The 13,296-nt window shown below is 57.8% G+C and carries 13 protein-coding genes; 9 read left to right on the top strand and 4 right to left on the bottom strand.

Going from position 1 to position 13,296, the window contains the following annotated elements:
* Positions 1–30 precede the first annotated feature (30 nt).
* Complete coding sequence (locus tag DSM25558_RS02365) at positions 31–975, top strand: AEC family transporter (protein ID WP_077101344.1); 945 nt, start codon at positions 31–33, stop codon at positions 973–975.
* Here DSM25558_RS02365 and DSM25558_RS02360 read toward each other — a convergent pair.
* Positions 953–2,167, bottom strand: coding sequence for a UbiH/UbiF family hydroxylase (locus tag DSM25558_RS02360; RefSeq protein WP_077101342.1), 1,215 nt, complete (start codon positions 2,165–2,167; stop codon positions 953–955). The two genes, DSM25558_RS02365 and DSM25558_RS02360, sit on opposite strands and share 23 nt — an antisense overlap.
* Positions 2,168–2,390: 223 nt before the next feature.
* On the opposite strand from DSM25558_RS02360, the gene pcsA reads away from it, so the two are divergent.
* The 8 genes from pcsA to DSM25558_RS02320 all read left to right on the top strand — a co-directional run bounded on the left by pcsA (position 2,391) and on the right by DSM25558_RS02320 (position 12,339).
* On the top strand, positions 2,391–3,122 hold the full coding sequence (pcsA, locus tag DSM25558_RS02355; protein WP_077101340.1) for a phosphatidylcholine synthase: 732 nt from the start codon (positions 2,391–2,393) through the stop codon (positions 3,120–3,122).
* A 184-nt stretch (positions 3,123–3,306) separates the two neighbouring features.
* Positions 3,307–4,866, top strand: a complete 1,560-nt coding sequence (locus DSM25558_RS02350; protein WP_077101506.1) for an ABC transporter ATP-binding protein — start codon at positions 3,307–3,309, stop codon at positions 4,864–4,866.
* The gene (locus DSM25558_RS02345) at positions 4,856–5,944 is read left to right on the top strand and encodes an ABC transporter permease (RefSeq protein ID WP_077101338.1); all 1,089 of its coding nucleotides are present in this window, start codon (positions 4,856–4,858) and stop codon (positions 5,942–5,944) included. Before DSM25558_RS02350 ends, DSM25558_RS02345 begins: the two co-directional genes overlap by 11 nt.
* Positions 5,944–6,864, top strand: a complete 921-nt coding sequence (locus DSM25558_RS02340) for an ABC transporter permease (protein ID WP_077101336.1) — start codon at positions 5,944–5,946, stop codon at positions 6,862–6,864. The genes DSM25558_RS02345 and DSM25558_RS02340 overlap by 1 nt, the downstream gene beginning before the upstream one ends.
* A 37-nt stretch (positions 6,865–6,901) precedes the next feature.
* Positions 6,902–7,975 carry a BMP family ABC transporter substrate-binding protein gene (locus DSM25558_RS02335; protein ID WP_077101335.1) on the top strand — a complete coding sequence of 358 codons (1,074 nt, stop codon included), beginning with the start codon at positions 6,902–6,904 and terminating at the stop codon, positions 7,973–7,975.
* A 224-nt stretch (positions 7,976–8,199) separates the two neighbouring features.
* Positions 8,200–9,567 carry a bifunctional UDP-N-acetylglucosamine diphosphorylase/glucosamine-1-phosphate N-acetyltransferase GlmU gene (glmU, locus tag DSM25558_RS02330; RefSeq protein ID WP_077101333.1) on the top strand — a complete coding sequence of 456 codons (1,368 nt, stop codon included), beginning with the start codon at positions 8,200–8,202 and terminating at the stop codon, positions 9,565–9,567.
* A 91-nt stretch (positions 9,568–9,658) separates the two neighbouring features.
* The gene (glmS, locus tag DSM25558_RS02325; RefSeq protein WP_077101331.1) at positions 9,659–11,485 is read left to right on the top strand and encodes a glutamine--fructose-6-phosphate transaminase (isomerizing); all 1,827 of its coding nucleotides are present in this window, start codon (positions 9,659–9,661) and stop codon (positions 11,483–11,485) included.
* Between the two features lie 185 nt (positions 11,486–11,670).
* On the top strand, positions 11,671–12,339 hold the full coding sequence (locus tag DSM25558_RS02320) for a DUF502 domain-containing protein (protein WP_077101329.1): 669 nt from the start codon (positions 11,671–11,673) through the stop codon (positions 12,337–12,339).
* A gap of 3 nt (positions 12,340–12,342) precedes the next feature.
* Here the strand turns inward: DSM25558_RS02320 and DSM25558_RS02315 are convergent, their stop codons facing one another.
* From DSM25558_RS02315 to DSM25558_RS02305, 3 genes are read right to left on the bottom strand one after another with little or no spacing between them, the layout of a single operon-like run.
* Complete coding sequence (locus DSM25558_RS02315) at positions 12,343–12,726, bottom strand: type II toxin-antitoxin system VapC family toxin (protein ID WP_077101327.1); 384 nt, start codon at positions 12,724–12,726, stop codon at positions 12,343–12,345.
* Positions 12,723–12,980: a type II toxin-antitoxin system Phd/YefM family antitoxin gene (locus tag DSM25558_RS02310; protein WP_077101325.1), complete on the bottom strand. Its 258-nt coding sequence runs from the start codon at positions 12,978–12,980 to the stop codon at positions 12,723–12,725. Before DSM25558_RS02310 ends, DSM25558_RS02315 begins: the two co-directional genes overlap by 4 nt.
* 57 nt (positions 12,981–13,037) lie before the next feature.
* Positions 13,038–13,295 (bottom strand): hypothetical protein, encoded by a 258-nt coding sequence (locus tag DSM25558_RS02305; RefSeq protein WP_077101323.1) that lies wholly within the window; start codon positions 13,293–13,295, stop codon positions 13,038–13,040.
* Position 13,296 lies beyond the last annotated feature (1 nt).

Below are 13,296 nucleotides of genomic sequence, written 5' to 3'. Positions count from 1 at the left end.
TGACGGCATCATATTGGGCGAGGGGGAGCCATGGCTGAGATCGCCGGATTGCTGTTTCCGTTTTTCGGATTGATCTTGATCGGCTATCTCGCCGGGCGCGTTACCAAGCAGCCCGCCGAAGCGCTTGGCTGGCTGAACACCTTCATCATTTATGCAGCCCTGCCTGCGCTGTTTTTCAAGCTGGTGGCCAAGACGCCTGTCGATCAACTGGCGCGCATGGATTTCGTTGGCCTCAGTCTTCTTGCGACATACTCCATTTTCGCGCTGCTCTTCGTGATCGGTTATGTCGTTCGCCGCAACAGTCTGGCAGACACCACGATCCAGAGCTTTGCCGGGAGTTATGGCAATATCGGCTATATGGGGCCGGGCCTTGCGCTGCTGGCTTTCGGAGAGCGCGCCGCGGTGCCGGTGGCGCTGATCGTTTGTCTTGAGAACGCCATGCATTTCGTCACAGCCCCGGCGTTGATGGCGCTTGCCGGTGGAGACAAGCGTCCGCCTCTGAAGCTCGCCGAAGATGTGGCGCGGAAGGTCCTGACCCATCCGTTCATCTTATCTGTCATTGCGGGTTTTCTCGCCGCCATCATCGGCTGGCAACCGCCGCAACCGGTGCAGCAACTTGTGGATTATCTGGCGCAATCGGCAGCACCCTGTGCGCTGTTTGCCATGGGGGTGACGCTGGCTTTGCGGCCGTTGAAAAGAGTGCCGGTCGAAATCAGCTATATCGTTCCTGCCAAGCTGATCCTGCACCCGATGTTGGCCTATTTCATCCTGTCGTCCTTCGGCTCTTTCGATCCGATATGGGTTTCGACGGCAGTTCTGCTGGCCGCGCTGCCGACCGCCACGAATGTCTTCGTCATCGGCCAACAATATGGGGTTTGGCAGGAACGGGCGTCGGCAACCATCCTTGTAACCACAGGCCTCTCTGTTTTCACCGTTTCCCTAGTGCTTTATCTCATCCGTTCCATGAGCGTCTGAGGCTGCCGAAAATCATCGAGGGCAGGGCTTTGATGCCACGACCGGGCTCGATGCCTTCCCGCATGACCAGACCCCGCAAAGGCCCGACGCTGGAGAGAACATGCAGGCCTGCCGCACGCGCTATCTGCACGGGCAGGAGGCTTGATAGCAGCGAGCGGTTCAAAAGATCGACGCTGAGCGTCCGGCTGACGACATCGGCGCGACGACGGTGGTCGAACGTCGAGCCTGCATCACCGGGAATGGTCTTGCCCGTCAGCGTACCGAGAAGTTCGGTCAGCACGATGATATCCCGTAGGCTGAGGTTCAGGCCCTGTGCGCCAATCGGCGGAAAGCCGTGGCCGGATTCACCCACCAGCGCCACGCGGCCCTTGCCGTAACGATGCGCGGTCATGCTGGAAAGCGGCCATGTCTGCACGTCGTCGGATACGGTGACGGTGCCGAGCATGGATTGCATGCGGTCTTCTACGCGGCGGCTGAGGTCTTCCAGCGGGAGGGTGGTGAGTTCAGCCGCCTGCTGCGGTGTTACCACCCAGACCAGACTGGAACGGTTGCCGGGCAAAGGCACTTGCGTAAACGGGCCGGTCGACGTGTGAAATTCCGTGGAAACATTGCCATGCGGGCGGCTGTGCTCGAAGTTCAGCACCACGGCGGTCTGCGGATAGGACCACGAGCGCACGCCGATGTTCGCAGCTTCGCGCACCTTGGACTTTTTGCCATCTGCACCGACCAGGAAACTTGCGGAAATCTGCTCGCCATCTTCAAGGGTGACGGTCGCCTCGCGCTCTGTGATGTCGATTGCGCCAGCGACGCCGTCGATAAGAGTGATGTTGTTTTCCTGTGCGACGGCCTCGCCCAATACGGTCAGCAGCGTGTCATTGGCCATGTTCCACCCAAAGGCAGGGAGGCCGATTTCCGATGACCGGAAGGCGACAGTTGGCGCACGCAGCAACCGATCCGTACCATCGATGATCTGCATGGTGGACAGCTTGGCCGCAGATGGTTCGATTTGCGACCAGAGGCCGAGGCGATCCAGAAAACGGATGGACTGGTCCATCAAGGCGGTGGTGCGGTGATCCAGCCTGTTGGATCTGGGTGCAATCAGCGCAACGTTGCGGCCGGAGCGGGCAAGAGCGATGGCCGCAATCTGGCCGGCAAGTCCTGCACCCACGATGGCAATCTCAAAGTTTCTCATCGTCCTGTCCAATCCAGCTTTTACCTTAAACGCCTATACGCGTTCCAACATAGAAGTTCCGACGCGCCGAATCCAGAACCCATCTGTGTCGCAATCGTCATGGGGACGCAGTAAAATCCATATTAGCATTAGGATAAGCTTTCGCGCATGGTTGCAAACAGCGATAAATGGCCGCATACCGGACTGGACGTAGCGGATAAAAAACGAGGCGCCTGCGCTGACTATGAAGATATTCAAATACAAGCGCGTGCCCTATGCAGAGATGCGGGCCTTTTCGGTCCACATTCTCACCGCATCCGGTTCCTTCCTCGCGTTTCTAGGCGTCGTGGCCGCGGCGGAGCATCGTTTTGTCGACATGTTCTGGTGGCTGGGTCTGGCTCTCGCTGTCGATGGTATCGATGGACCCATTGCCCGCAAGGTGCGGGTGAAAGAGGTTTTGCCCAACTGGTCCGGCGATACGCTCGATAACATCATCGATTACGTGACCTATGTCCTGCTGCCCGCCTTCGCGCTCTATCAAAGCGGCATGATCGGTGAGCCATGGTCGTTCGTGGCCGCAGGCATGATCGTCGTGTCCAGCGCCATTTATTACGCCGATATGGGCATGAAGACCGATGAATACTTCTTCTCGGGCTTTCCCGTGGTCTGGAACATGGTGGTCTTCACGCTCTTCGTCATTGATGCCAGCGCGACGACAGCCATGACGGTTGTGACGATTTCGGTCATCCTCACCTTCCTGAATATCAATTTTCTGCATCCGGTGCGCGTCAAACGCCTGCGCCCGCTCAACATGACAATATTCCTCGTATGGTGTGTGCTGGGCGGCTATTCGCTGCTGCTGCATTTCGACACGCCGACATGGGTGGCAATGGGTGTCGCGATCACCGGTCTCTATCTCTATTGCGTCGGCGGGCTGATGCAATTGCTGCCGAAACTCGGTACGCGCACGGAATAGCAAAAACAGTCGTTCAAAACTTGCATGCCGCGTCTGTTTTACAGTTGTGCGCAGCAATAAAACGGGTATCTAGTATCAATTACGGGCACTGCCCAATTTTAGTGCATGGTTATCGGTCCGTCGGCTCAACACTTCGTAGAAAGTGCGGCTCCGGGTTGGAAAAGGGGAACAGGTGACGGGATTGGTGACGTCTGAGGCCTTGCCTCTATTGTCCGTTCGCCAGCTGACCAAGCTGTTTGGAGCATTCGGCGCGTGCAATGCGATCGATCTCGATATTGCGCCCGGTGAAATTCATGCGCTGCTGGGTGAGAACGGCGCGGGAAAATCCACGCTGGTCAAGATGCTGTTCGGGGTGCTGGCACCATCGGCTGGAGAGATTCTCTGGAAGGGCGAGCCCGTTCGCATCGGTTCGCCGGGCGAGGCGCGAAAGCTCGGCATTGGTATGGTCTTCCAGCATTTCTCGCTGTTCGAAGCGCTGACGGTTGCCGAAAACATCGCGCTATCACTGGACCCGAAAATTTCGCTGAAAGAAATCGCCCGCGAGGCCGAAGCTCTGTCGAAGGCTTATGGCCTGCCGCTCGACCCTTACGCCCATGTGGCCGACCTTTCGGTGGGCGAACGCCAGCGCATCGAAATCGTGCGTGCGCTTTTGCAAAACCCCCAACTCATCATTCTGGACGAACCGACCTCCGTGCTTACGCCGCAGGAAGCGGATCGGCTGTTCGAAACACTGGCGAAGCTCAAGGCCGAAGGGCGTTCGGTTCTCTATATTAGCCACCGGCTGGAAGAGGTGCAGCGCATCTGCGACCGCGCGACCGTTCTGCGTCATGGCCAGGTGACCGGCGCCTGCGATCCGCGCAAGGAAACGCCGTCCTCGTTGGCACGCATGATGGTGGGTTCGGATGTCGCGGGCATTCAGCGCGATGACACTTGCACCATTGGTGACGTGAGTGTGGAGATGATCGGCCTTTCGGTCGCGGCCCGCACGCCGTTCGCCGTTTCGCTCAAAGATATCTCCATGACCGTCCGCTCCGGTGAGGTTCTGGCCATTGCCGGTGTTGCCGGAAACGGGCAGGGGGAATTGTTCGATGCGCTTTCCGGTGAATATCCTGTCGCGAAGGATGACTCGATATTTCTGCGTGGCAAGCCGGTGGGGCGCATGGGCATCAATGGCCGCCGCCTGCTGGGTGCCGGTTTTGTGCCGGAAGAACGCCACGGCCACGCCGCGGTGCCGACCATGACGCTATCCGACAATCTGCTTCTCGCCCGCTGCCGCTCCGACAGAAAAGCCTTTCTGATCGGCGGTTTTCTGAAGGTCATCCGCAGCTCCACCATCAAAAATGCCGCCAAGCGCATCTCCACCTCAATGGACGTGCGCAAGAGCGGGGATGATCCGCTGGCGGGATCGCTTTCCGGCGGAAACCTGCAAAAATTCATCGTCGGGCGCGAGCTGGACCGCCAGCCCTCCGTGCTCGTCGTCAACCAGCCTACATGGGGCGTGGATGCCGGTGCCGCGAGCCGTATTCGTCAGGCGCTTGTCGATCTCGCCAAGGCCGGCTCTGCGGTTATCGTCATCAGCCAGGATCTGGATGAAATCTTTGAAGTGGCCTCCAGCATTGCTGTCATTTCCGATGGGCGTCTGTCGCAATCCTACCCGGCGGGCGAGATGAACCGAGAAAAGATCGGACTTTTGATGGGCGGTGTTCACGCGGGACATGCGGAGGCTGCCGCACATGCGCATTGAGCTCGAAAAACGCACCGGCGTTTCCAACCTCTTCGCCATTCTTTCACCTTTGCTGGCGCTGGCCCTGACGCTGGTCTTCGGCGCCATCATGTTTGCGCTTTTGGGCAAAAACCCGTTCAGCGCGCTCTACAGCTTCTTCATCGATCCGCTGCTGGAAGTCTGGTCGCTGCATGAACTGGCGATCAAGGCTGCACCGTTGATCCTCATCGCGGTTGGCCTGTCGGTCTGCTACCGCTCCAACAACTGGAATATCGGTGCCGAAGGGCAGTTCACCATCGGCGCGATCACCGGCTCCATCCTGCCGGTTCTCTATCCGCAATGGCAATCTCCAATGATCCTGCCGCTGATGCTCCTCATGGGTGCTGCGGGTGGCGCGCTGTATGCGGGCATTCCGGCACTGCTGAAAACGCGTTTCAACACCAATGAAATTCTGACCAGCCTGATGCTGGTCTATGTCGCGCAGTTGTTTCTCGATTGGCTGACGCGGGGCATCTGGCGTGATCCGGCGGGCTATAATTTCCCTCAGACAACAGCCTTCAATGAAAGCGCCGTGCTGCCGGAAATTCTTGAATCCGGTCGCGCCCATTGGGGCATCGTCTTCGCCATCATCGCCGCCATTGTGCTGTGGTTCATGATGCGCTTCATGCTCAAGGGGTTTGAGGTGACCGTGCTGGGACAGTCGCCACGGGCAGGGCGGTTTGCCGGTTTCTCCTCACGCGGCATGGTGTGGTTTTCGCTGGTTCTGTCTGGCGCGCTGGCCGGTCTTGCCGGCATTTCGGAAGTTTCCGGCTCCATCGGCCATTTGCAGCCGTCCATCTCGCCCGGCTACGGTTTCACCGCCATCATCGTTGCGTTTCTGGGGCGCTTGAACCCGCTCGGCATCATCGCCTCCGGCTTCGTGCTTGCGCTGACCTATTTGGGCGGCGAGGCAGCGCAGCTTTCCATTGGCGTGTCCGATAAGGTTACGCGCGTGTTCCAGGGGCTGATGCTATTCTTCGTGCTCTCCTGCGATACGCTGATCATCTACAAAATCCGCATCCGTTTCGGTCGCGGCAGCAACACCGAAGGAGCCGCATGATGGATATGTTTCAGGCGATCCTTCTAACCGTCATCACCGCTGCGACGCCGCTGGTTATCGCCGCTCTGGGCGAGCTGGTTACGGAACGGGCAGGCGTGCTGAACCTCGGTGTCGAGGGCATGATGATCATGGGGGCGGTCTGCGCCTTTGCTGCCGCCCATATCACCGGTTCGCCCTATATCGGTATTGTCGCAGGTATCGCGTCGGGTGCCGTCTTCTCGCTGCTCTTCGGTTTTTTGACGCTGACGCTGGTAACGAACCAGGTAGCGACGGGGCTTGCCTTGACCATTCTTGGCCTCGGCGTCTCCGGCATGCTGGGCGAGAGCTTCGTCGGTCTGCCCGGCGTCAAGCTGCCGCCCATCGTCTTTCCGGTCCTTTCCGAAATCCCCGTGATCGGACCAGCGCTGTTCCGGCAGGATCTGATATTCTACATGTCCATCGCGCTCGTCATCGGCATTGGCTGGTTTCTGTTCAAAAGCCGCACCGGGCTGAAAATCCGCGCCATTGGCGATAATCACGGTTCTGCCCACGCTCTCGGCATCAATGTTATCCGCACGCGCTATCTCGCCGTCATGTTCGGCGGTGCCTGTGCAGGTCTGGCGGGCGCGCAGCTTTCGCTGGTCTATACGCCGCAATGGGTGGAAAACATGTCTGCCGGGCGCGGCTGGATTGCGCTGGCGCTGGTGGTGTTTGCCTCCTGGCGGCCATGGCGGGTTCTGGCGGGTGGATATCTCTTCGGGGCCGTCACCATCGGCCAGTTGCACGCGCAGGCTCTCGGCATCGGTGTGCCGTCCCAACTTCTTTCAGCAATGCCGTACATAGCGACTATTGTGGTCCTCATCATCATCTCCCATAATCGTCGCACAACGCTGATCAATACACCGGCATCGCTCGGCAAACCGTTCGTGCCGGACCGTTAAAAAAACCAGGTTCACGCCTAACCAAGCAGGGGTAAAAATGAAGAAACTCATCATCGCACTGGCCGCCTCGGCCGCCGCAATCGTAGGCGTCGTTCCCGCCGCGCAGGCCGCAGACGCCAAGAAGGTCTGCTTCGTCTATGTCGGCACCAAGACGGATGGCGGCTGGACGCAGGCGCACGATATCGGCCGTCAGGAATTGCAGAAGCATTTCGGCGACAAGATCGAAACGCCGTTCCTTGAAAGCGTTCCCGAGGGCCCGGATGCCGAGCGCGCCATCGAGCGTATGGCCCGCTCCGGCTGCGAGCTGATCTACACGACGTCGTTCGGCTTCATGGACGCGACCGTCAAGGTTGCCCAGAAGTTCCCGAAGGTGAAGTTCGAACACGCGACCGGCTTCAAGAACGCAGAAAACCTCGCAACCTACAATTCGCGCTTCTATGAAGGCCGTTACATTCAGGGCCAGATCGCAGCCAAGATGTCGAAGAAGGGCGTTGCCGGTTACATCGCATCCTTCCCGATCCCTGAAGTCGTGATGGGTATCGACGCCTTCGTTCTGGGTGCACAGTCCGTGAACCCTGAATTCAAGGTCAAGGTCGTCTGGGCCAACACATGGTTCGACCCCGGCAAGGAAGCCGACGCCGCCAAGGCGCTGATCGACCAGGGCGTCGATATTCTGACCCAGCACACCGACACCACAGCCCCTATGCAGGTTGCTGCCGAGCGTGGCATCAAGGCCTTCGGTCAGGCTTCCGACATGATCAAGGCTGGCCCAACCACGCAGATGACGGCGATTGTCGATACCTGGGGTGCGTATTACATCAAGCGCACACAGGCGCTTCTGGATGGCACTTGGAAGTCCGAATCCATCTGGGACGGCCTGAAAGACGGCATTCTGACCATGGCTCCCTACACAAACATGCCAGATGACGTGAAGAAAATGGCTGAAGAAACCGAAGCCAAGATCAAGTCCGGCGAACTGCACCCCTTCACCGGCCCGATCAAGAAGCAGGACGGTTCCGAGTGGCTGAAGGCTGGCGAAAAGGCTGAAGACAAGGTTCTTCTCGGCCTGAACTTCTACGTCGCGGGTGTAGACGACAAGCTGCCGCAGTAACTTGGTTTTACCTCCGTCACCCCGGCTCAAGGCCGGGGTGACGGAGTTGGTGAGCATTACCAAGCCGCGCCCGGAAACAGGCGCGGCTTTTCCTTGCTCTGCTCACGGCAGGTTTCCAACGTTCACGCAATTTCCATGGTTTCTTTATTCTTGAGCGGTTATAGCGGGAAAATGAGCCCGCCCATCAATTGGCGGGCAAATGAAAGATCAAGTCGGAGATACCAATGGAACGCAGTTGCCTTGCCGTCATTCTCGCCGCTGGTGAAAGCACACGCATGAAGTCGTCCATGTCGAAGGTGCTGCACCCGGTCGCTGGGCGGGCGATGATTGCGCATGTGATGCAGGCTGTCGCAGGCGCTGGCGTCAGCTCTGCTGCCCTCGTCGTCGGGCGTGATGCGGACAAGGTGGCGGATGCGGCACGCGGTGCTGGCGTCAGCGTCGAGCCCTATCTTCAGAAGGAACGTCTGGGTACTGGCAACGCGGTTCTGGCGGCGCGCGCCGCCATCGAAAGCGGCTACGACGATGTTCTCATCGCTTACGGCGACGTGCCGCTGCTGACATCCGAAACGCTGAACAAGGCGCGTCAGTCGCTGAGCGAGAATGTCGACGTCGTGGTCATCGGTTTCCACACCGATAAGCCGACCGGCTATGGTCGCCTGCTGGTGGAAAACGGCGAACTCGTTGCTATCAGAGAAGAAAAGGATGCAACGGACGAGGAGCGTAAAGTCACTTGGTGCAACAGCGGCCTGATGGCGATCAATGGTCGCCGCGCACTCGATCTTCTCACCCGCATCGGCAACAACAATGCCAAGGGCGAGTATTACCTGACGGATATCGTTGAAATCGCTCGTTCGCTAGGCGGCAAGTCCGTCGCCATCAATGCGCCTGAGACAGAACTGATCGGCTGCAACAACCGCGCCGAACTGGCCACCATCGAAAAGCTCTGGCAGGAACGGGCGCGCCATCAGTTCATGATCGATGGTGTCTCCATGATCGCGCCGGAAACGGTTTTTCTGTCCTGGGACACCAAGATCGGGCAGGATGCGCTGATCGAACCCAATGTGGTGATCGGGCCCGGCGTCACCATCGAATCGGGTGCCGTCATTCACGCCTTCTCGCATCTGGAAGGCGCACATGTCAGCGGTGGTGCAACGGTTGGTCCCTATGCCCGGCTGCGCCCCGGTGCCAATCTGGCCGCAAATTCCAAGGTCGGCAATTTCTGCGAGGTCAAGAAGGCCGAGATCGGTGAGGGTGCCAAGGTCAACCACCTGACCTATATCGGCGATGCCTTCGTCGGCGCTGGCAGCAACATCGGCGCAGGGACGATTACCTGCAATTATGACGGCATCAACAAACACGAAACCCGTATCGGCAAGAACGCTTTCATCGGCTCCAACTCCTCGCTGGTCGCGCCAGTCAATATCGGTGACGACGCCTATGTCGCTTCCGGCAGTGTGATTACAGAAGATGTGCCTGCGGATGCGCTGGCCTTTGGTCGTGCACGCCAAGAGATAAAGGAAGGTCGCGCCAATGCTTTGCGCGCCCGCGCGCAGGCCATCAAGGACGCCAAGAAAAAGTCCTCGATATCGTAACGGATAGACACTGAAAGTGACTGCAACCGCAATTGCAGATTTCGCGGAAATCGCTAGGACTTCCGCTAGTTAAAATGGTTTGGAGAAGTGTATGTGCGGCATTGTTGGCATTGTTGGAACGCAGCCGGTTGCAGAGCGCCTTGTTGAAGCGCTGAAGCGTCTGGAATATCGGGGGTACGACTCCGCTGGCGTTGCGACAATTCATGATGGCGCGCTTGCTCGCCGCCGTGCGGAAGGCAAGCTTTTCAATCTGGAAAAGAAGCTGTCCGAAGAGCCGCTTCCCGGCCTGACCGGCATTGCTCACACCCGCTGGGCGACCCATGGCGTACCGAACGAAACCAACGCGCATCCTCATTTTGTCGATGGCGTCGCCGTCGTTCACAACGGCATCATCGAGAACTTCTCCGAATTGCGCGACGAGTTGGCGGCAGACGGTGCCGTCTTCACAACACAGACGGATACGGAAGTCGTCGCGCAGCTTCTGGCCAAGTTCACCCGTGATGGCTTGGACCACCGTGCGGCCATGTTGGCCATGCTGAGCCGTGTTACAGGTGCTTTTGCGCTGGGCGTCATGTTCCAGGATGATCCGACCACGATTCTCTCCGCCCGATCCGGCCCTCCGCTTGCCATCGGTTACGGACGTGGCGAAATGTTCCTGGGTTCGGACGCCATCGCGCTGTCACCCTTCACCAATGAAATCACCTATCTCGTAGATGGTGATTGCGCCATCCTCACTGCCAAGGGTGCTGAGATCATCGATTTCTCCGGCAATCCCGTCCAGCGTCAGCGCCAGATTTCGCAGGCGACGGCCTATGTGGTGGACAAGGGCAACCACCGCCACTTCATGGAAAAGGAAATCTACGAGCAGCCGGAAGTCATTTCCCATGCACTCAGCCACTATGTGGATTTCGCCGAAAAGCGTGTGAAGGATGCCGATCCTGCCATTGATTTCTCCAAGCTGACCGGCCTTGCCATTTCCGCTTGCGGCACGGCCTATCTGTCAGGCCTCATCGGCAAATACTGGTTCGAACGTTATGCGCGTTTGCCGGTCGAGATCGATGTGGCCTCCGAATTCCGCTACCGCGAAATGCCACTTCTGCCCACCCAGGCCGCGCTGTTCATTTCGCAATCCGGCGAGACGGCAGATACGCTGGCATCGCTGCGTTATTGCCAGGAGAACGGCCTCAAGATCGGCACGGTTGTCAACGTCCGCGAATCGACCATGGCGCGCGAATCGGATGCCGTGTTCCCCATTCTCGCTGGCCCAGAAATCGGCGTTGCCTCTACCAAGGCTTTCACCTGCCAGTTGGCCGTTCTTGCCTCACTTGCCATTGCTGCAGGCAAGGCACGTGGCACGTTGACGGTTGAGCAAGAAACGGAACTCGTCCGTCACCTGATCGAAATGCCGCGCGTGATGAGCGAAGTCCTGAACGCCATCCAGCCGCAGATCGAAACCCTGTCGCGCGATCTTTCCCGCTTCAAGGACGTGCTCTATCTCGGCCGCGGCACCAGCTATCCGCTGGCGCTTGAAGGCGCGCTCAAGCTCAAGGAAATCTCATACATCCACGCCGAAGGTTATGCTGCTGGCGAGTTGAAGCACGGGCCGATTGCACTGATTGACGAGAACATGCCCGTCATCGTCATAGCTCCGCATGACCGATTCTTCGAAAAGACCGTGTCCAACATGCAGGAAGTCGCAGCCCGCGGCGGCAAGATCATCTTCATCACCGACGAGAAGGGCGCGGCGGCTTCCAAGCTGGAAACCATGGCAACTATCGTTCTGCCCAACGTAGATGAAATCATCGCGCCAATGGTCTTCTCGCTGCCGATCCAGCTTCTGGCCTATTACACAGCTGTCTTTATGGGGACGGATGTGGACCAGCCGCGCAATCTGGCGAAATCGGTTACTGTGGAGTAAATTCCACGGTCACGACCGCGCCAGATACCCATTGATAACACGTGGCGATAACGCACTTGCGAACAGGATTATCTATCGCAGTGCACACCGCGTCGATTATTCACTTGAAAGGCGGAACGCGTTTCGCCACTGTCCGTTTCAAGAAAGTCTTCATCTTTTGAAGTTTCTCGAATTTATGCGGATTCATGACCGAAATTCCCGTCAAAATTTCTTTCGCAACGCGCTTGCGCAACAGCTTCCTGACCGGTGTGCTCATCCTTGCGCCTGTTACCATCACCATGTGGGTGGTCTGGACATTTCTACAGTGGGTGGATAGCTGGGTTAAGCCATATATTCCGGCGCGTTACGATCCAGAGCAATATTTCGATGTCGCGATTCCCGGTTTCGGCCTTCTGGTGGCAGTCATCGGCATCACGCTGATCGGGTTTCTGGGCAACAATCTCATCGGCAAATGGATCGTCGGTTTTGGTGAGTCCATTCTCAACCACATGCCGTTTGTCCGGCCCATCTACAAAAGCATAAAGCAGCTTTTTGAATCGGTTCTGAAAGAGCATTCCAGCTCGTTCAAAAAAGTCGGACTGATCGAGTTTCCATCACCCGGCACATGGGCGATGGTTTTCGTTTCCTCAGACGCCAAGGGTGAAGTGGCCTATCGCTTCAATGAAATGGGCCAGGAAATGGTCGCGGTGTTTCTGCCGCCGACGCCGGTGCCGACAGCAGGCTTTCTGCTTTTCGTGCCGAAAGACAAGATCATCATGCTCGAAATGTCGCCGGAAGACGGTGCCAAACTTCTGATATCCGGTGGCCTTGTTGCTCCGGATTTCGAGTTGCCAAAGGCAATATCGCCGGTTTGATCGTTAAAGCGCGCCCCTAATATCGGTGCGTGAAAAATCGTTGCCGACATAGAGTAACGGGCAGTTTTCCGATTTGGCTAGTGCATAGGCGAAGCAATCACCGAAATTCAAGCTTGCCGGATGAACACCTTTTCCCCAGCTATCATAGGCTTGCGCCATGAGTCGTGCATATCGCGGTGTTACGTGAATGATTTCAACGCCGAGCCGCTTGATGAGTGCATCAAGCTCGTCCGCGATGTTTCGCCGAGACGCAACGATAGATGCTTCTGCAAGAGTTCCAGCGGAAATGATCAGCCTACTCGCATTTTCCAGCGCTTCGGCACAAGCATCTGCTTCTGGCTCGTCAAGTAGCACCGCCATCAACGCAGACGTGTCTATAGCGATCATTCAGGAAGGCCATCGTTGCCATAGAGAAAATCCTGGCTGCGCGCAGCACTGGGGCCAGCGGTCCGTTTTTGTGCCGCAGACGCACGGACTTCCTCAATTATACGCCTGCGAGCTGAAGCCTCTACGACTGCATTAACGGGTACAAGACGCACGGCAGGGTGACCATGACGCGTCAAGACAATCTCATCGCCAGCTTCGGCACGGCGAACAAGGTCGGTGAGCTGCCCTTTCGCATCGGTTACAGATATCTGCATGTCATTTCTCGAATGAAGGAAATCCTTGCTTCAGGATAGACCGTTTAATGGTCCATTTCAATCATCGTCAAACACCTCGTCAGACGTCGAGGTCGAATGAAACACTGGCACGAAGACGCGCATATAGACGAAGCGCACGCTCCAGCCCTTTTCCTGTGCTTCTGCCCATGCCTTCTTGCGCCCCGGTTTCTTGAAAGTCTTGCCGATGGCTTTCTTTTCGCTTTTGGCAAAGGTTTCCGGCAGCAGCAGGTTGTCCGGCGAGCAAAGGGCGTAGCCCTTGCAGAAGGCTGCGGGCGGTAGGGGCATGTCATTCATG

The organism is Agrobacterium sp. DSM 25558 (assembly GCF_900100825.1).
In the GTDB taxonomy this organism is placed as follows: domain Bacteria; phylum Pseudomonadota; class Alphaproteobacteria; order Rhizobiales; family Rhizobiaceae; genus Agrobacterium.
Note: the sequence above shows the minus strand (reverse complement) of the source record. Positions and strands in the feature narration are given on the sequence as shown.

What these genes read in the sequence shown, in the direction of transcription:
- DSM25558_RS02365 (WP_077101344.1), top strand. Translation starts at nt 31, where the DNA reads ATGGCTGAGATCGCCGGATTGCTGTTTCCGTTTTTCGGATTGATCTTG.
- DSM25558_RS02360 (WP_077101342.1), bottom strand. Translation starts at nt 2,167, where the DNA reads ATGAGAAACTTTGAGATTGCCATCGTGGGTGCAGGACTTGCCGGCCAG.
- pcsA (WP_077101340.1), top strand. Translation starts at nt 2,391, where the DNA reads ATGAAGATATTCAAATACAAGCGCGTGCCCTATGCAGAGATGCGGGCC.
- DSM25558_RS02345 (WP_077101338.1), top strand. Translation starts at nt 4,856, where the DNA reads ATGCGCATTGAGCTCGAAAAACGCACCGGCGTTTCCAACCTCTTCGCC.
- DSM25558_RS02340 (WP_077101336.1), top strand. Translation starts at nt 5,944, where the DNA reads ATGGATATGTTTCAGGCGATCCTTCTAACCGTCATCACCGCTGCGACG.
- DSM25558_RS02335 (WP_077101335.1), top strand. Translation starts at nt 6,902, where the DNA reads ATGAAGAAACTCATCATCGCACTGGCCGCCTCGGCCGCCGCAATCGTA.
- glmU (WP_077101333.1), top strand. Translation starts at nt 8,200, where the DNA reads ATGGAACGCAGTTGCCTTGCCGTCATTCTCGCCGCTGGTGAAAGCACA.
- glmS (WP_077101331.1), top strand. Translation starts at nt 9,659, where the DNA reads ATGTGCGGCATTGTTGGCATTGTTGGAACGCAGCCGGTTGCAGAGCGC.
- DSM25558_RS02320 (WP_077101329.1), top strand. Translation starts at nt 11,671, where the DNA reads ATGACCGAAATTCCCGTCAAAATTTCTTTCGCAACGCGCTTGCGCAAC.
- DSM25558_RS02315 (WP_077101327.1), bottom strand. Translation starts at nt 12,726, where the DNA reads ATGATCGCTATAGACACGTCTGCGTTGATGGCGGTGCTACTTGACGAG.
- DSM25558_RS02310 (WP_077101325.1), bottom strand. Translation starts at nt 12,980, where the DNA reads ATGCAGATATCTGTAACCGATGCGAAAGGGCAGCTCACCGACCTTGTT.
- DSM25558_RS02305 (WP_077101323.1), bottom strand. Translation starts at nt 13,295, where the DNA reads ATGAATGACATGCCCCTACCGCCCGCAGCCTTCTGCAAGGGCTACGCC.